General features: G+C 35.8%; 16 protein-coding genes and 2 pseudogenes. 13 read left to right on the top strand and 5 right to left on the bottom strand.

From position 1 onward, the window contains the following. The 3 genes from ACNFU2_RS19770 to ACNFU2_RS19780 are packed head-to-tail and all read left to right on the top strand — an operon-like array spanning position 1 to position 2,602. Positions 1 to 1,413 (top strand): MFS transporter, encoded by a 1,413-nt coding sequence (locus ACNFU2_RS19770; RefSeq protein WP_273650966.1) that lies wholly within the window; start codon positions 1 to 3, stop codon positions 1,411 to 1,413. 3 nt (positions 1,414 to 1,416) lie between these two features. Continuing rightward, positions 1,417 to 1,926 carry a methylated-DNA--[protein]-cysteine S-methyltransferase gene (locus ACNFU2_RS19775; protein ID WP_273650967.1) on the top strand — a complete coding sequence of 170 codons (510 nt, stop codon included), beginning with the start codon at positions 1,417 to 1,419 and terminating at the stop codon, positions 1,924 to 1,926. 25 nt (positions 1,927 to 1,951) lie between these two features. Further along, positions 1,952 to 2,602, top strand: coding sequence for a DNA-3-methyladenine glycosylase family protein (locus ACNFU2_RS19780; protein ID WP_273650968.1), 651 nt, complete (start codon positions 1,952 to 1,954; stop codon positions 2,600 to 2,602). A 45-nt stretch (positions 2,603 to 2,647) separates the two neighbouring features. Here the strand turns inward: ACNFU2_RS19780 and ACNFU2_RS19785 are convergent, their stop codons facing one another. Both ACNFU2_RS19785 and ACNFU2_RS19790 read right to left on the bottom strand, forming a co-directional pair. Further along, positions 2,648 to 3,427, bottom strand: a complete 780-nt coding sequence (locus ACNFU2_RS19785) for a hypothetical protein (protein WP_418122783.1) — start codon at positions 3,425 to 3,427, stop codon at positions 2,648 to 2,650. Positions 3,428 to 4,120: 693 nt separating this feature from the next. Then, a complete protein-coding gene (locus ACNFU2_RS19790) occupies positions 4,121 to 5,377 on the bottom strand; it encodes an NRAMP family divalent metal transporter (RefSeq protein WP_418122785.1) in 1,257 nt (418 codons plus the stop codon). 353 nt (positions 5,378 to 5,730) lie between these two features. Between ACNFU2_RS19790 and ACNFU2_RS19795 the strand changes: the two genes are divergently transcribed. The 4 genes from ACNFU2_RS19795 to ACNFU2_RS19810 all read left to right on the top strand — a co-directional run bounded on the left by ACNFU2_RS19795 (position 5,731) and on the right by ACNFU2_RS19810 (position 9,995). Further along, entirely contained in the window at positions 5,731 to 5,922 is a 192-nt protein-coding gene (locus ACNFU2_RS19795) for a DUF3606 domain-containing protein (RefSeq protein ID WP_418122787.1), read from the top strand. Positions 5,923 to 6,015: 93 nt separating this feature from the next. Beyond that, positions 6,016 to 8,712 carry a DNA ligase D gene (gene ligD, locus ACNFU2_RS19800; RefSeq protein WP_418122789.1) on the top strand — a complete coding sequence of 899 codons (2,697 nt, stop codon included), beginning with the start codon at positions 6,016 to 6,018 and terminating at the stop codon, positions 8,710 to 8,712. Between the two features lie 53 nt (positions 8,713 to 8,765). Beyond that, entirely contained in the window at positions 8,766 to 8,951 is a 186-nt protein-coding gene (locus tag ACNFU2_RS19805; protein ID WP_306611805.1) for a hypothetical protein, read from the top strand. Positions 8,952 to 9,101: 150 nt separating this feature from the next. Then, entirely contained in the window at positions 9,102 to 9,995 is an 894-nt protein-coding gene (locus ACNFU2_RS19810; protein WP_273650972.1) for a cation diffusion facilitator family transporter, read from the top strand. 1,051 nt (positions 9,996 to 11,046) lie between these two features. Here the strand turns inward: ACNFU2_RS19810 and ACNFU2_RS19815 are convergent. Next, a complete protein-coding gene (locus ACNFU2_RS19815) occupies positions 11,047 to 12,105 on the bottom strand; it encodes a 3-oxoacyl-ACP synthase III family protein (RefSeq protein WP_273650973.1) in 1,059 nt (352 codons plus the stop codon). A 499-nt stretch (positions 12,106 to 12,604) separates the two neighbouring features. Between ACNFU2_RS19815 and ACNFU2_RS19820 the strand changes: the two genes are divergently transcribed. Together ACNFU2_RS19820 and ACNFU2_RS19825 are read left to right on the top strand one after the other, a co-directional pair. Then, positions 12,605 to 13,126 carry a recombinase family protein gene (locus ACNFU2_RS19820; RefSeq protein WP_418122792.1) on the top strand — a complete coding sequence of 174 codons (522 nt, stop codon included), beginning with the start codon at positions 12,605 to 12,607 and terminating at the stop codon, positions 13,124 to 13,126. Positions 13,127 to 13,235: 109 nt separating this feature from the next. After that, positions 13,236 to 13,472: pseudogene (locus ACNFU2_RS19825) on the top strand (IS1595 family transposase); the annotation flags it as partial. A 212-nt stretch (positions 13,473 to 13,684) separates the two neighbouring features. On the opposite strand, the gene ACNFU2_RS19830 reads toward ACNFU2_RS19825, so the two are convergent. Then, positions 13,685 to 14,389: a hypothetical protein gene (locus ACNFU2_RS19830; protein WP_418122795.1), complete on the bottom strand. Its 705-nt coding sequence runs from the start codon at positions 14,387 to 14,389 to the stop codon at positions 13,685 to 13,687. A gap of 463 nt (positions 14,390 to 14,852) precedes the next feature. On the opposite strand from ACNFU2_RS19830, the pseudogene ACNFU2_RS19835 reads away from it, so the two are divergent. Continuing rightward, positions 14,853 to 14,897 (top strand): annotated as a pseudogene (locus ACNFU2_RS19835) (hypothetical protein); the annotation flags it as partial. Between the two features lie 8 nt (positions 14,898 to 14,905). Here the strand turns inward: ACNFU2_RS19835 and ACNFU2_RS19840 are convergent. Further along, positions 14,906 to 15,565, bottom strand: a complete 660-nt coding sequence (locus ACNFU2_RS19840; protein ID WP_273650983.1) for a beta-1,6-N-acetylglucosaminyltransferase — start codon at positions 15,563 to 15,565, stop codon at positions 14,906 to 14,908. 443 nt (positions 15,566 to 16,008) lie between these two features. On the opposite strand from ACNFU2_RS19840, the gene ACNFU2_RS19845 reads away from it, so the two are divergent. The 3 genes from ACNFU2_RS19845 (at position 16,009) to ACNFU2_RS19855 (ending at position 17,999) form a co-directional block, all read left to right on the top strand. After that, positions 16,009 to 16,203 carry a cold-shock protein gene (locus ACNFU2_RS19845; protein WP_027378543.1) on the top strand — a complete coding sequence of 65 codons (195 nt, stop codon included), beginning with the start codon at positions 16,009 to 16,011 and terminating at the stop codon, positions 16,201 to 16,203. A 121-nt stretch (positions 16,204 to 16,324) separates the two neighbouring features. Then, a complete protein-coding gene (locus ACNFU2_RS19850) occupies positions 16,325 to 16,783 on the top strand; it encodes a MaoC family dehydratase (RefSeq protein ID WP_273650984.1) in 459 nt (152 codons plus the stop codon). 118 nt (positions 16,784 to 16,901) lie between these two features. Beyond that, positions 16,902 to 17,999, top strand: coding sequence for a calcium:proton antiporter (locus ACNFU2_RS19855; RefSeq protein WP_418122798.1), 1,098 nt, complete (start codon positions 16,902 to 16,904; stop codon positions 17,997 to 17,999). Positions 18,000 to 18,026: the final 27 nt, after the last annotated feature.

Below are 18,026 nucleotides of genomic sequence, written 5' to 3' on the forward strand. Positions count from 1 at the left end.
ATGAAAGATATAAAAAATAAGTGGCTGGAGCTGATCATTGTATTGGCTGCACCTTTACTTTCTGTAATTGATGTATTCATCATCAACGTGGCGATACCTACCATTAAAAAAGGAGTTCATGCGACTGATGGCGAAATGCAGTTCGTTATTGCGGGATACTTGCTTGGTTATGCTGCTTTTCTTATTACCGGAGGTAGAGCGGGAGACCATTTTGGAAGAAAGAAAGTTTTCTTTTGGGGAATGTTTGCCTTTACAGTTGCTTCATGCTTATGTGGTCTTTCGCAATCCTCTTTTCAGCTGAATGCAACCAGGATACTCCAGGGGCTCAGTGCATCATGTATGGTTCCGCAAACCATAGCGTTTATACAAGTTCTTTTTACTGATACTAAAGAGCGGGCAAAAGCATTTGGCCTGTATGGTATAACACTTGGAACTGCTGCAGCCATCGGTCAAATGCTGGGAGGATACCTATCGGATACCCATTGGTTCATAGAAGGCTGGAGACTCGTGTTTTTTATCAATCTTCCTATCGGGATCGTTACACTTTGGGCAACTCATAAATACCTCACGGAAACCCCGAAACATGAGTCTACAAAATTCGACTATACAGGAATATTGATTTTAACACTGGCATTATTTTCCCTTATTTATCCCCTGATCCAGGGTCGTGAATCAGGGTGGCCGGTGTGGAGTTTTGCATTGCTTATTTTATCAGCCATTTTGTTTACATTTTTTATTTATAATCAGAAAATTAAACTTTCCAGAAATGGAAACCCTTTGATTGATGTAAGATTATTTAGAATAAAAGATTTCAATATCGGTCTGGTTGCGGTATTATTTCATTTTATGCTGCATACGGCATATCTTTTACTCAGTGCCGTTTATTTACAAAATGGATTGGGTATCTCAGCAATGGATAGCGGATTGTACTTTGTTGTTCCCGGGATTTTATTTATCATATCATCTCTTATGGCGTCGAGGCTGATTGTTATATTTGGAAAAAGAGTATTACAAGTGGGAGTGGTTATTCTGTTTATGGCATTTTATCTCCAGATGACACTTTGGAAACCCGGGATCAGTACCTCGCTGATTATCGGTCTAATGGGAATGTGGGGACTCGGAAACGGATTGGTCCTTCCTTCATTATTAAATGTTGCTCTGAAAAATGTACCTTCACAGTATGCAGGTGCAGCTGCTGGAATCTATTCAACTTTTCAGCAAACAGCATCGGCACTGGGAGTAAGTATCATTGGAGGTGTGTTCTTTTATTTTTCAAAAGACGGCTGGCAGGAGGCTTACCATTTCGGGGTTATCTGTCTGTTGATTTGCGTTGTAATCGTAGGGCTGATGTTACAGTTACTTCCCGGAGCAAAATCGGTAAACGAAACTAATGGAAAAGTACTTAAAACATGAACCATGGATGATAAAAGGCTAGTATACAAAGATGTTTCTTCTCCTGTCGGATTAATCAGGGTAATCGCTTCAGATGTGGGGCTTGTGGCTATAATCTGGGAAGGCGAAGATTATAAAAGAACCCAACTTTCTATTCCGGAAAGGGAAGATCTGCACCCTATACTTTTACAGACGGAAAAAGAGTTAAAAGAATATTTTGAAAACAGCAGAAAAGTCTTTGATGTTCCATTGGATCTGGAAGGAACGGAATTTCAGATTAAAGTCTGGAAAGCTTTATTGAAAATTCCTTATGGTATGACAAAAACCTACGGGGACCTGGCTAAGATTCTGGGAGATACAAAAGCAGTACGTGCAGTAGGCGGTGCTCTAAATAAGAACCCCATCTCAATTATTGTCCCTTGTCATAGAGTAGTAGGAGCGTCAGGGAAATTGGTGGGCTTTGCCGGAGGGTTGGAAAACAAATTAATTTTACTTGATCTCGAGAAAAGCTTCAGAATGCCGTCTTTATTTTAAATTTAATATAAAAAAAACAGATTGTATGGAATCAACATCGGAGACCAGAGTTTTTAACCTTGAAAATTTCCATCAGCTATGTGAGCATTTAGCAGCTCATGATCAGGATTTAAGGGAAGTTTTAGAAAACCACGGTTACCCGCCGATGTGGACCCGTGAGAACACTTTTGAAACACTAGTCCATATTATTCTGGAGCAACAGGTTTCATTGGCTTCTGCTTTAGCTGCCCTCAATAAACTAAAAGAAAAAATGCAGGAGATTACTCCTGAACATATTCTCAAACTTACGGATGAAGAGTTGAGAAAATGCTATGTAAGTCGGCAGAAGATTGTATATATCAGAGGTCTTGCAGAAGCCATTATAAAAGGTGAAATAGATCTTGAAAAGCTATCGGAAATGTCGGATGACGAAGCACGTAAAACATTAGTAAGCCTAAAAGGAATAGGTAACTGGACAGTTGATGTTTATCTGATGTTTACCCTTCAGCGGGCAGATATATTCCCGATTGGGGACCTGGCTGCGGTCAATGCTTTAAAACGTTTGAAACAACTTCCGTCCAAAGTTGCCAGAGAAGAAATACTTGAAATCAGTGAACAGTGGAAACCCTTCAGGTCTGTCGCTTCTATGATGCTCTGGCACTATTATTTGTCTAATGCGAAAAAGAGGACCGGATGAAAACCATTATTGAATCGTAGTTTTACGTAAAGATAATCTCAAAAATTATTCTTCTTTCAACTCTTCAAAATAAAGCATTACTTTTTTTTCAGTTTCATCTTGTAAGATTATGTTGTTGCCGAAGAGGACGTTCCTTAATTTCCGGTATAATAAAACTGAATGGTGGAGGCATTCCAATAATGAGTGCCGATTGTATTGTGGCAGGGTAAGTTTTAAATCTTCAAGATCTTTAATATCCAGATCTGTTTCTACTTTTCTTACACCTCTCGGTAAATTATTGTTTTTGATATGGAGGAGTGGTCTAAAGACACTCATCCTCAAAAAACCTAAGAAGTCAAAGGCTTCAAAATACTCACCTCGACCCACCTTCAGTAAAGCGTAATGTATCCATATCCAAAACCGGTCTTCAATCCACTGATAGTCCGGATACGGAAAACTGGAGACGGAATGGTCGATAACTTTCTGAAGTCTGCCATTTTTGTCAAGAAGAATGGTGGGTGTTTCAACTCTTTCATGAAATTCCTCCAAAGTGACAAATTTTAGATCTACATGCAAGAGAGGGTTGTCATATAAACAAATTAAAAGCCTTGGTTCCCCAACATGCTCACCTGTAAATGCTGAAAGGAAATTACCCAAACGTTTTGCATAATCAATCATCACATTTTTGTCTCCGGTAACTTTTTGTTCGGTTACAATAATCAAATCCAGATCAGAAAATTCATCCATCTGATCTGATATCCATGAGCCTCCGACAGCCAAACCAATGATGGTCTCATCAGTTTGCAGAATCTCTTTAGCCTTGTTTGCAAATTCAACCTGTATCATTTCGACGTTTTAATAGCGGTATTGTTTTTATATGTCAAGAAGCCTAAATTATAAAAAATAACAAATAGGTGAGCTAATATATTTTAAAGCCATTACCTCGTCGAACCATTTGAGATATTAGAAGTAGGAGCTAAAGATTTCTTTGACTGTTTAAAACGGGTTAAAGAATTTGAATATTAAAAATTTTTGATTTTGTTAGTAAATTATACCAAAAATAAAAACCTCCGAAAATACTTTCAGAGGTTTTTTGTACCCGTAACCGAAGAAATATCGAAACATTTGGTGCAAGATTTGGAAAGAATTTTAGAAATTAATAATCCAGTTATGTGAGCTTGATGGGATTATCTTCAAAACAATTTCTTGCTAATATTGATCGAATTTTAAAAAGTATTAATGATCTGGAAACCAATAGTACCGCCCAAGTCTTAGTAAAGTAAAGGATAATATTAAATTGACACGTAAAATATCTACGGGAGATAGTCCTTTGTGGAGTTTTCAGTGGAAAATAATTAGATGTAATTTTAGGATATATATGAATAAAAAGGATATCTAGGACGGGCTTTTTCTAACTGTAGAAAAGCATTTATAATCAGCCACTTCTTTAGATAAAGGATAGTAAATATTACAGAGTTACCTACGGAAACAGTTACCATATCAATTGTAAGAGGCAAATCTACGTTATACTTCTACTAATTAGAATAAAAAATAAATAAGTCCAACGGCCGCAGCTGTCATAAGTATAAATGTTAGCACACCTAAAATATTTGATAACCTTGTATTGGTATGTTTACCCATAATCTTTTCATTATTTGCAATATGCATAATGACAGCAATCATTACGGGCGCCGTTAGTCCGTAAACAATTGCTGTATACAGAAGTGCTTTAATGGGACTTACACCAAAAAAATCGAGTGATAGGCCAATAAGTAACGATATAATTATGGATCCGTAGAAGGGTTTCGCCTGTGAAAACTTCTTATCAAGACCTGCTTTCCATCCGAATGTCTCTGCAAGCATATAAGATTGGGAGCCTGCGAGCACCGGAATAGCCAGCATTCCTGTACCCAAAACTCCAGAGGCGAAAATAAAATAGGTAAGTTTTCCTGCCAACGGTTCAAGAGCCTTTGCTGCTTGATCCACAGTATCAATCTTGTGAATTCCGCCATTGAACAGCACAGTGCCTGTTGTAAGAATCATAAAAAACATCACCATGTTGGAAAGTAACATTCCTAAGTTTACGTCAGTTTTCATTTCACTCAATATACTTTTATCTACGAAAACAACGCCCTTATGCTTTTGATCTTCTGCTTCCATAGTGGTTTGCCAGAAAAAAAGGTACGGTGAGATTGTTGTACCAAGAATTGCTACTATAATTGAAAGAAATTCTTTATCAAATTTAATTGTTGGTATGAAGGTTTTTTTTGCAACCATTGCCCAATCTTGCTCCACTAAAAAGGGAACAATAATGTAAAGGAGTAAGCTAAGGCATAGCCATTTTAATATCATTGCTATTTTCTGGTACGGATATCTGATGATTATAAAAAGTAGAAGAGTTGTTAGAATCACACAAAAAACCGACACGGGAATTGCTGGACAGATCATATGAGCGACAGCTCCCATTCCCTGTATATCTGCACCAATATTCAAGGTTATTGCAGGAAAGCTAAATATGAGCATACCATACAGTATTGGTTTAGAATAGTTTTTTTTCAGTGTAACTGTAAGACCTTGCGCTGTAACAAGACCAATTCTTGCACACATGCCTTGTATAGCTGCCATGAGAGGGAAAGTTAGTAAGGCGGTCCACAATGTTGAAAGACCAAATTGTGCACCTGCTTGGGAATATGTTGCAATGCCTGAAGGATCATCATCGCTGGCACCAGTTATTAAGCCAGGCCCCAATTTCTTGAAAAAAGCAAGAAGTTTTGAATCATTTTTGTTATCTGCCATAGGAGTATTTTTTTAATTTGATCCATAACCAGCCCTCTCACGAAATAACAAAATCCAAGCCATTACATACTTTTAGCCATTAAATCAACTATTTTCTGTTACTAATAAATAAGTGAATTTTATATGCTATAGCTTTTATAGTAGTTGTGATTTGGTTCTTTGCAAAAGAAGCTTATGAGCATTCATAAATCTATTATTAAAATTTATCGTTCCGTACAACGTTCTCACTTAAAATCATAAGCCTTCAATTTCAAACTTTCTTTTTTAATTATTGTAAAAATAAATAATACGTAACGGCGTAATATTTGTATTTTTTTTAATCACCAAATGTAAATCACTTAAAATATTAAACCATGACAGACGATAAATCTAAAAAAGGGAAAAAAGACCGCAAACAGGTAAGTGGTTCAGAAAATTATGAAATCCAGTATTTCAAGGAAAAAATGAGAGTAACCTCACAAGCCGTTGTTGGTGCTATAAAAGCAACCGGTTCTAATGACCGAAAAACATTAGAAGATTACTTAAGGAAGCGTCACCAAAAATAGCAATACTTGCATCATTAGAGTGTCAGCTGTGCATTTGTTAAGTGCGGCCAAATTTTTAGATTCTAAAATCCATTAACTTAAAAAACAATTGGTATGGCTTTAGAAAAATATCGTGAAAAGCGTTCAGAAGAAAAGACTCCCGAACCCTTTGGGGGTGAGCCATCTGGCAAAGAACTGAGGTTTGTTGTTCAGAAACATGATGCTTCCCATCTTCATTACGATTTTCGTCTTGAAATGGACGGAGTGTTAAAAAGTTGGGCGGTTCCTAAAGGACCCTCCCTGGATCCGAATATTAAAAGACTTGCTATGATGGTTGAAGATCATCCATATGATTACCGGGATTTTGAAGGTATTATCCCAAAGGGACAGTATGGCGGGGGTACGGTGATTGTTTGGGACGAAGGTACTTATGAACCTTCGGAGCCAGTGGAAGGAGATTTGAAAAAGCAGGAGAAAAATCTATTGCACCAACTTCATGCCGGTAAGTTGAAAATAAAGCTAAATGGTAAAAAACTAAAAGGAGAATTCGCCTTGGTAAAAGCTTATGGTAGGGGCGAGAATAGCTGGCTTCTGATGAAGCTTGATGATAAATACGCAACGACCAGGGATATTACATTAAAAGATAAATCCGTGATTTCCAAAAAGACAATAGTCCAGATGGAAAAATCTCCAGATAAAGTTTATGGAAAACCTAATGTAAAAAAGGAGAGTAGGCTCAAAGATAAGACTACTGAAAAAAAAACGACTCCAGAACTCATTGAGGAACAATTAAGCTCAAACAGATCAGAGAAGGAGGATATTGATGTGGATAAGATTTTAAAAGGCGCGCCAAAAAAGACTTTTTACAATCATGTAGAACCAATGCTTGCTACACTTGTGGATAAGCCCTTTGAAGATAAAAATTGGCTCTATGAAGTGAAATGGGATGGGTACAGGGCAGTGTCCTTTTTAAAAGGGGGTAAGGTTGAGATCAAATCTCGTAATGACAAAAGCTTTAACGAGAAATTTTATCCGGTATATGATTCGCTCAAGGCGCTTAATCTTAATGTTATCTTGGATGGAGAAATAGTCGTTGTAGGGGAGGATGGCAAGGCTGACTTCGGATCATTACAAAACTGGCGCAGTGAGGCAGACGGAACTTTACTGTACTATGTCTTTGACATTATATGGCATGATGGAAAGGACCTTACAGACCTTACCTTATGTCAGCGGAAGGAAATTCTAAAAGAAATATTAGAGGAGAATGATATAATAAAAATCAGTACACCATTTTATACTTCCGGGATAGAATTTTTGGAAGCTGCAAAGAACATGGGACTTGAAGGCATAATGGCCAAAAAGAAGGATAGTTTGTACCATGTACATGTAAGGACAAAGGACTGGCTTAAGATCAAAGCCAATAAAAGACAGGAAGTGGTTATTGGAGGTTTTACGTTGAATGATGACTCCAGAAAATCTTTTAGCAGCATCCTTGTAGGAGTTTATGAAGGTAAAGATCTTGTGTATAAAGGAAAAGTGGGCACAGGATTTAATGACAAGTTGCAGAAGGAGATGATGGAACAATTTAAACCACTGTTCACTAATAAGCCTCCTTTTTCTGAGGAGCCTGATGTCAACAAACCTTCCCGATTTCGGCCTAATCCCCCTCATGCTTCCGTTACATGGCTAAAGCCTAAACTTATCTGTGAAGTAAGTTTTACAGAAATGACCAGTGATGGAGTCATGCGTCACCCTTCCTTTGAGGGGATGCGGGAAGATAAAGACCCAATGGAAATTATTCTTGAAAAAGAAATTGATACAGCTCAGATTACTGATGAACATCATGAAAAAATAATAAAACCTGCTGGCAAAATGAAAAGGAAAACCTTATTGAATCCTACTGAAAAGACACAGGTGAAAACCGTCAATAAGCACGAACTTAAATTTACAAACCTGGATAAGGTTTTTTGGCCAAAAGCAAAAATTACTAAACGCGATTTGATCAATTACTATTACCAGGTAGCACCATTTATTCTTCCTTATTTAAAGGACCGCCCTCAGAGTATGAACCGATTTCCCAATGGTATTGAAGGTAAAAGCTTTTATTTTAAAAATGTGACAGATACAGCACCGGACTGGGCTGATACTTTTTTGTATAGGAGTGAAACAGATAATGAGGACAAGCACTACCTTGTTGGGAAAGATGAAGCAACATTGTTATATATGGCAAATCTTGGCTGTATAGAGATGAATCCCTGGAATAGTACAATAAAAAAGCCTGAACATCCGACATACTGTATCATAGACCTCGATCCTGATAAAAACTCTTTTGATCAGGTAATCGAAACCGCACAGGTTACAAAACAGATTTTAGATGATATGGGTATAGATTCTTACTGCAAAACAAGTGGATCGACCGGTCTTCATATCTATATTCCGTTGGGAAATAAATATACATATGAACAGTCCAAAGAATTTGCTCGCGTAATAGTCACCTTGGTACATCAAGAACTTCCTGATTATACAAGTTTGGAACGGGTCATTAAAGACCGTAAGGGAAAAATGTATCTTGATTTTTTACAAAACAGGCCTCATGCAACTATTGCATCGGTGTATTCTGTGCGACCAAAACCTGGGGCGACTGTTTCTATGCCTCTGCATTGGGATGAAGTTAAAAAGGGACTTAAAATGAGTGATTTTCATATTTTCAATACGTTGGAGCGATTGCAAAGTGAAGGCGATATATTTAAGCCAGTGCTAGGAAAGGGAATTGACCTTAAAAAGATAATTGATAAATATGCTGGGAAATGAAAAATGCCAGCAAGTCAAAAATAGAGGATACTAACCTAATAAAAAATAATATCATGAACGTCAAAAGAATTTTTGGGACAATATTAACCCTACTTGGGATAGGTGGCCTTATTTATGTAGGAAATGGCTTAATCACCAAAGGTGTAGCCAATATGCCGATTATCGTGGTGGGAATTATCGGTTTACTTTTCTTTTTTGCTGGAATCAGCTTAGTCAAGAATACAAAGGATGAGAGCTAAGACGTAGAAAGTGCTGAAGAAATTATATAGTTCAGATTCTCCGGATTATTACATCAGTGAAAAGATTTAATATTCTGTAGTGTCAGAGATGGACTACAGAATATAAATGTTATTGACAATGTTATCCTTTTTTAATTAGTAAGGCTATTAATGACCGACAATAAAAAATCAATATACAGTGCTCTTGCAGCAAACCTTCTAATCGCACTAACAAAATTTATTGCAGGGGCATTTACAAACAGCTCTTCCATGATCTCCGAAGGAATCCATTCAACAGTTGATACCGCTAACCAGCTGTTGCTTCTTTATGGACTTAAGAGGAGTAAAAAAGCACCTGACGTGTCTCATCCATTTGGATATGGCAAAGAACTGTATTTCTGGTCTTTTGTCGTATCTATCTTAATATTTGGACTGGGTGGTACCTTGTCTATATACCAGGGAGTTTCACATATCATCGAACCTGAACTGATGAAGGATCCATTTTGGAATTATATTGTATTATTTCTATCGTTGATCTTCGAAGGAACATCTTTAATTATCGCTGTAAAAGAATTTAATAAGGTCCGTAAAGGACTTGGTTGGTGGGAGGCTATTATTAAAAGTAAAGATCCCTCAAGTTTTCTTGTAGTTTTTGAAGATGGAGCAGCAGTTGCAGGTTTAATTATTGTGATAATTTTAATGAGCCTAAGCCACTCACTGCAAATTCCAGCATTGGACGGTCTGGCGTCGGTACTTGTAGGGCTGATATTGGTTTTTGTTTCTTTTATTTTAGCCAGAGAAAGCCGAAGCTTATTGATGGGAGAAGGGATTGCTCCCGAAACAAGAAGAAAAATTTCCCAGCTCGCAGAAATGGATGTTTCGGTAGTGAAAACAAAAAATATCCTTTCGACCTACCAATCTCCAGAGGAGGTAGTCCTTATGCTCATTATAGATTTTAAAGATCACCTCGACACAGAAGAAATCACTGAGGCAATACGACGTTTACGCACCAATATAAAAAATGAGTTTAAATTTGTACACTTTGTAATTATTCAGCCAGAATAGATCGCCGAAAAGATATAAAATTTTAGAGAGTATAGATTGAAGTAGAATTTGGTGTTAACTATATTTTATACATGGCAGAATATCTTTTGGATAGGTGACCTTTTGTAAAATCCATCGGTAAAAGATCAATGGGCGACTTTATACGGCTATTGGTGAAATTTCTAAGTTTTTAACGGTAATTATTTAGTTATAAAAAAGCTCTTCAATTAAAGACTCCAATATTAATGTATTTGAAATAAAAAGCTTCCCGGTAAAAGAGTACCACAATAAAATGTTGAAAGTTATTTTAAAATATTTTCACACAAATTTATTGATTTAAGTTTTAGTAGGTCTATGACCTTAATCACAAAGGTAAGTACAGTATTTTTCCTTTCTCAGAATCAAGAATTATCAGATTTTATCTTTTTATAGTTGATGTAATAGACTTTCATTAAGTCAAAAATTCTATTCTGCCAAAACATAAGATGTTGCAACCAGTCTTAATAATCGCACCCATTAGATAGGTCTATCCTGTAATAATAATGATTCTCTCACACGTTAAAATTATCATGTGTTTCCCTCGTGGAAGCCACAATTTGATGATTATTATTCTTTTATATTGATTATAAGTTAATTTTCATCCTAATTATAATGTATTTGAAAAAAACGTAACTTTATAGTCAATGTATTTGTTTCTAACAATAACATTGCTGTTTCTCTAGCCTGTCTTCGGACAGGTTTTTTCTATATATAGCAAAAATCTTTAACGAATTTTATAAATGCTATTTTACTATGTAAACAAGGTTAATTATTATTTATTAAATCAAGTCTTTTGTTTTTAAGTAAATATACCTGTTATCATTCCATGGAGGTCAAATATTCCTGAACAGCTCTCTCGTAGTATATAACGTGCAAAACATTGCAAAAGGAGTTAATGCAGTTAACATAAGTTAGTTTAATTAATAATTAGCAGGCAACTAAAAATGTTTTCTAAAATTTTTTTATTCAATAAAACAAAAGCAAATTATATTTTTATAAGTATATTAATTATTTAAGTGTCATAAAATCAATACTAAAATTTATATACCAAGGCATTTATATTCATACCAGCTCCAACAGAAGCAAATAATACGATATCATTCTTCTTTATATAATGATCTTGAAGTTCGTTATTTAAAATCATTGAAAGTAGTGTTGGTACTGTTGCCACACTACTGTTTCCAAGTTTACTTATGATCATAGGCATAATATCTTTAGGAACTGGGGTATTATATAATTTGTAAAAACGATTTACAATTTCTTCATCCATTTTCTCATTAGCCTGATGAATAATAATTTTGTTTAATTCCCCAATCTTATATCCACTCTCGTCAAGACACTTTTTCATGGCTTCCGGTACATGCAAAAGAGCAAATTCATATATTTTTCTACCGTTCATTTTAATGAATTTAGTATCTGACGAATTTGCACAATTATAAGATCTTCCAAAATAAAGATAATCCTTCTCTTTTAAAGTGTAAGAAGCAGAAACATGTGACTTAATACCAGAATCGGTCTCTGTCGCTTGAAGAATTACTGCCCCTGCACCATCAGCATAAATCATGCTATCCCGATCATGAATATCAGATACTCGAGATAAAGTTTCAGCCCCTACAACCAAACAAGTCTTAGCAATACTGGCTTTAATAAATGCATTAGCCTGGATTACTCCCTCAATCCACCCAGGACATCCAAATATCAAATCATAGGCAACACAATAATTATTTTTAATTCCCAATTGATGTTTAATTCTTGACGCTAAACTAGGAACAGCGTCAGATTGGATCTCCCCATAAGGAACATCTCCAAAATTATGGGCAAATATTATATAATCTAATGTCTCAGGGTCAATCGTAGAATTTGTTATCGCTGTTTTTGCTGCAATAAGACCTAGATCTGAAGTAACCAATTCCTTAGATGCATACCGTCTTTCTTGTATACCCGTAATCTCTTTTAGTTTTTCAGCAATTGTAGCATTATTATGTTCCAATCTCTTACCTTTTTCATCAAAAAAAAGATTTCCATAAAAAAATAAATTATCAATAACCTCTAAGGGTATATAATGTCCAGTACCAATTATTTTACTTGTCATGTAATTTAATTTTATACGAATTTATTTATTTCTCATTCAAAAAAGATGCTAATATATTATAATTAATTTAATTGGAATAATTGTTTTTAGTAGAATATTAATGTATTATTCTTAAGTGATTTGAATAGAAAATTTCCTCGATTGATGGATTTACCACAAAATATTTAAAGTTAATCTTAGAATATTAAATTCCAAATTTAGTGCCTTGTGTTTATCCTTTTATGATCCCAAGTACAAATATGATAAGTAGTCGAAAAGGAACAAATATCGCACCGATTCGTTGATGATCTGCAAATTTTATCCACTTTACAGCTATAAGAATTTAGTTTGAATAGTGGAATAGATAATTATCAAATATTTAATAAAAATTCGGTGGTTTTATGAGATTTTTAAATTGATTGTTTTAAATCATTTTATCTTTTCAATTAATTTCTCAAAATCTCGTATCATTAAACAAAGTTTCATAAATTTATGAGAGATGAGTTTAATGTAACAAATTATGAAAATAGGATATGCAAGAGTTTCTACCAAAGATCAAAATTTGGATTTACAAATTGAAGCTTTAGAAAAAGCAGGTTGTGAAAAAATATATCAAGAGAAAATTTCAGGTTCAACTAAGAATCGTCCTGAACTGGATAAAATGATTGAGCATTTCAGAGAAGGTGATGAATTGTATGTTTGGAGACTAGATCGATTAGGAAGAAGTTTAAAACATATTATTGATCTGGTTCTTGGTTTAAGTGACAAGGGAATTATAATAAAAGGTCTTATAGATGGTGTAGATACATCGACAATTAATGGTCGTCTATTTTTAAATCTAATGGCATCTTTGGCGGAATATGAAAGAGAATTAATAAGAGAGAGAACAAATGCAGGTCTACAATCGGCAAGAGCAAGAGGAAGGACTGGCGGAAGACCAAAAGGATTTACAAGAGAAAAAATTTCTAAACTTTTAATAATGCGCTCTTTTTATAAGATCCAACTAAGTCTCCAGAGGAGATTTACAAGCCACTTGGTTTGACTAGAGCAACTTTTTATCGGTATGCTAAAATTCTTGATAATAATACGAATGAAGAAATAAAGAAAATGGCAATTAAAAATAAATAAATCTTATTCAACGGTTTATTTATATGAATATTTTCAATTTCACGGCACATTTTGGTACAGAAGAGGATTGTAGGAAGCATTTTAAAGAGCAACGAGATAAAGAGGGTGTTTGTTGCAAGCGATGTAAAGGAAAAGAACATTATTGGCTCCCATCAAAATGGAGTTATCAATGCAAATCATGCTCTTTTCGAACTTCACTACGTAGTGGAACTGTTATGGAGAATTCAAACCTTCCATTCTTAGTTTGGTATAAAACGATAAATTTTACACTTTAAGCCTAATAGTTGATTTTATATGTTTCGAAGGAATAGAATAATCCAGAAAAGAAACTCCCTTTCATTTTCTGAAGAGGAGTTATAATTTATGAAATGCCTCTTGCGGCTGAGAGGTCTTATTTTCTTACTCCATATTTTTTCTTTTATTAGAATTATAAATGCTAAAAATTTTTTAAATGTGAAGACGTAAATAACTTTTATTTTAATCGTTTCAACGACATTTGTGTAATAGGACCCGAACCAGTACTTCCTGAACTTAAATGCTTTATGGTTATGCTGGCTGTATTTACAATTCTGAATGAATATGTATTAGATGTCAGCATAGGAATAGATGTAAGTAGAGTATATGTCTGTAAACTGCCAGTTGTCGCTGTATAAAGATCATTAACTCGAGCCACCCAATTATTGTTTGTATCATCCCAAATTCCTATAACAGGCGACGTTCCATTAGTTGTTGATAACTGTCCATTCATTGTTATCTGATAAACGCCATCTGCCGATACTTTAAAAGTATTAGTTGTAGCTGAACCTGTATAAAGGTTCTCATTATCAACAATTTCATTGTTTAAATTCCCTATAGTTACCGCAGTACCTGTGCCGGAATTTGTAAAGTCTGCAGTCATTTGAACTATAATTTCCTGAGCAACCAAAAATTGTCCATTAACTGCAATTACCGTCCCGGTAGATGTTGGAGCTCCGGCAAGGTTTTGCCAAGAAGGGGGGGCACCTGGCCCATTAGATTTAAGTACTTGACCTACATTTCCAGATGATCCGGGAGTAGAAGAAGTCCCACCTACATTCAATTCATTTACAACTTGTAAGGATCCGTTAACATGCAAAGTTTTCTGAGGAGTAGATGTATGGACGCCTACTTGTGTATAATATAATACAGGAAGGAACAAGGCTAATGATAATAAATTTTTTTTCATTTTTAAATTTTTTTTTCATCCAAATGTACATTTTTTTAGCTTATTTAATCTTAATATAAATTATAAAATATATTGGCGATGGTAAGTCCTGGAAGTTTTTGTGAAACAAAAATTAATACTGCAAATTATTGGAAATTTGAATTTTGCAGAAAAAGATATTTTGAAAGAGTAAATATATATAACTAAAATATCACAAAGTGATGATATAAATATTTGTGTTTTGTTCAAAATTATTTTTTTAAAATAGGTATTTATTTTGAATAGATATTAAAACCACAAATATTTGTAGTTTTTTTTCATAAAGTCTATCTCTAAAAAGATATAGTTTATTTTTGCTTTAAATTAATGTATGGAAAAGCTGATAGACCTTTGCTATGACTATGAATTTAAAGATGAAGCAGAAGGAATTAAATACGAGTTTGTAAGTGTAGGAACTATGGAAATTCCTAAAAGAGTAACTTTTTCCCCAGTAGATGGATTATCTAATTATTACAATTTAGGTCTGACTAATATTTCAATAGATGAAGAAGGAAATGAAACAGCATCTGATATGTCGAGAGAGAACAGTATAAATGACCATTTGCCGCCTATGTATGGTGTGACGTCCCTCATAAAGTCTCTTTTATAGATAAGCGAGGAAATCTTGTGGGTTAATTCTGTAAAGTGATTCTGGATTCTTTGCAATGTGTCGGGTCTATAAAACTTCTGATCATAATAAAAGATGTAATTTCTTCCCGCATTGACCGTCAGAAATTGCCTGATGATGTGCTGGGATCTCAATGGAAGATCTTCGCCACTAAGGTTGATCAGATAGTCCCACTGCTTGCTGGCATTGAGTAAGAATTCCATGGCGTTAAGCTCCGCCTGAATCATGCTGAATCCCCCTGATATGATATTCATACTTTCCAGAATGTAGACATTCGGATATTGAATTACATAATCCTGGATCGCTTCCGTTGTTTCGGAACTGGCTTTCCGGTCAATGTGTATCAGGTAGAATTGATCACGGGTATATATTTTCTCAAGCAAAGTCATAAGGGCCTCCGGTCGCTGGTGTACCATAATGAAATAAGCAATACGAACCTGTGGTATGGAATGCTCTTCAACGGTATGAGATAGGGTCTGTGGTGTAGCTGAATGGGTCTGCATATTTACGGAAACTTTGATCATCCGCACTGTGCAAATAATTCTTCTGTGTGCGCAATGTATGAATAAAATAATGATAATCAATTATTTATATTTTTTAATTTCGAGGAATATTGATTTACCTTTGCAAAGTATTCATAAAGAAAGGTTCCTGCCTTCGCTTCACTGGTCTATGACAACTATCAGTCTTGCTTTTACAGTTTCCCGTTTATAGATCCAATTTTTTTAATAATATTGAGAATCATGATTCCATTGATCTTAAAAAATGACCCGACAGTACAGGCCATGATATTTAAGTGTCTTATGGATAGCATCAATGAGCCGCGCAAAGAATGATAGGTAATAACGACAAATGCTTCAGTTTGTCCTACAGATCATCATTAACTTCAAAAATTAAATCTGTAAAGTGTACAGATCCATTATATTAATTTTTTAATTTTATTACAATGCAAAAAGGCACCGTAAAATTTTTCAACGAAGCAAAAGGCTTCGGTTTCATTGCACCATCAGAAGGTGGAGCAGACATCTTTGTACATACCTCAGGACTTGAGTCAAGAGGCATCCGTGAGAACGACGAGGTTGTTTTCAACGTACAGAAAGGAGATAGGGGTTTAAGCGCAATCAACGTTAAACTGGCATAATCTGATCAATATAGTAATTTAATATATTAGTTATATTACCGGCCTCCCGCATGTTGCGAGAGGCTTTTATCTTTTTACGGAAATCATACCGCTGCCATTGAACTATTAAATCAGAAAATACATGCAGATCATCAACAATTACGAAGAATATAAGTCACTGGAGGTAGTCATGGTCGGAAGTTCTCCATGGCATACAATTGACCAGAACCAGATCGACCGATTTGCAGATGCCACTATGGATCACCAGTGGATTCATGTGGACAGCGACAGGGCATCTATTAAAAGCCCTTACGGATCAACTATAGCACACGACTATCTCACGCTTGCACTGATTCCCTATCTATGGAAGCACATCGCAACGGTGCAGAATGTAAGCCTCGAGATCAATTACGGAATTGAAGACCTGAGATTCGGCATACCCGTGAAAGTAAATTCTGAAGTATCATTGCAGGCGACGATCAGATCGGTGAATGACCTTCGGGGGATGGTCAAGGTCGTTGTCGGTGCAAGACTCGTAGTAAGGGATGAGTCGAAACATGCCTATACTGGCAATGTGGTATTTCTTTATCAATTCAAATGAGCTACTATGTCCTTTTGTTCAAGTTCACAAGGTTAAAGGCCTTCTGCGCATTGAACACATTTTGCTGTCAAAAGATGGTACGCTCTACACCATCAAAAATTAAATTGTATTCTTCTTTATGAATCAACATAAGTATTTACGGTATTGGACGATAGTCGTGCCGCTTTTATCTTGGCTCTTCTATTTTGGGAGCTTCATCTTTTCATTAGGCTATTATTCGATCCTGTTAACTATCCTGTTACTGGGAAGCGTGCTCACAGCAGTCTATCACTCCGAAGTGCTTGCACACCACCTGGGTGAGCCTTTTGGCACCCTTCTTTTGGCCTTTGCCATGACAGTCATCGAGGTCGGCCTTATCATTTCCATTATGCTTGGAGCTGAAGGTTTGGAGACCATCACCCTGGCAAGGGATACGGTCTTTGCAGCAGTTATGCTCATCCTTAATGGAATTATTGGCATCTGTATTGTCATTGGATCAATAAGATACCGGGAGCAAGCCTTTACTTTGAAAGGCGTGAGCACGGCTCTGATCACTTTAACAGCAGTGGTTGTTTTTGTTCTGATATTACCTAACTATACAGTAAGCCACAAAGGAGGTGAGTATACTTCGTTTCAGCTTTTGTTTATTGCGTTGTTATGCCTGACACTTTATCTTGGGTTTACGATGGTGCAAACGATCAGGCATCGGAGCTTTTTTATATCGCCCAGTGACAAAGCGAAGGAAAAAACTGTGGAATACGAAGGTAAAGTCAAAGTTTCGAGAAAGCAAATGTATATCAGCAGTTTTATGCTGATCGTAAGTTTAAGTGTGGTTGTTCTGATGGCCAAACTTCTTTCAAGAGATGTAGAATATCTAGTGGTAGCCGTGGGAGCACCAAGATCCGCAGTAGGTGTTGTCATTGCAGGAATTGTGCTCTTACCGGAAGCTCTTGCGGCAATCAGGGCGGCCAGAAATGACAGGATACAGACTTCACTGAACCTGGCGTTTGGTTCTGCGCTGGCTAGCATCGGACTGAGCATTCCTGCCATTGCGATCATATCAGTAATGAGCGGGATTAGGATGACATTGGGAATCGACATCAAATCGACCGTTCTCTTGGGACTATCGCTATTTATCATCACGATTTCCCTGGCCACAGGAAAAACAAACATTATGCAGGGATTTGTGCTGATCGGCATATTTATGATCTACCTTTTTATTACGATTGTTCCCTAATTCTATCAATACGATTGACAAATGATA

The sequence above is a fragment of the Chryseobacterium sp. PTM-20240506 genome, assembly GCF_048296755.1.
Classification (GTDB): domain Bacteria; phylum Bacteroidota; class Bacteroidia; order Flavobacteriales; family Weeksellaceae; genus Chryseobacterium; species Chryseobacterium proteolyticum.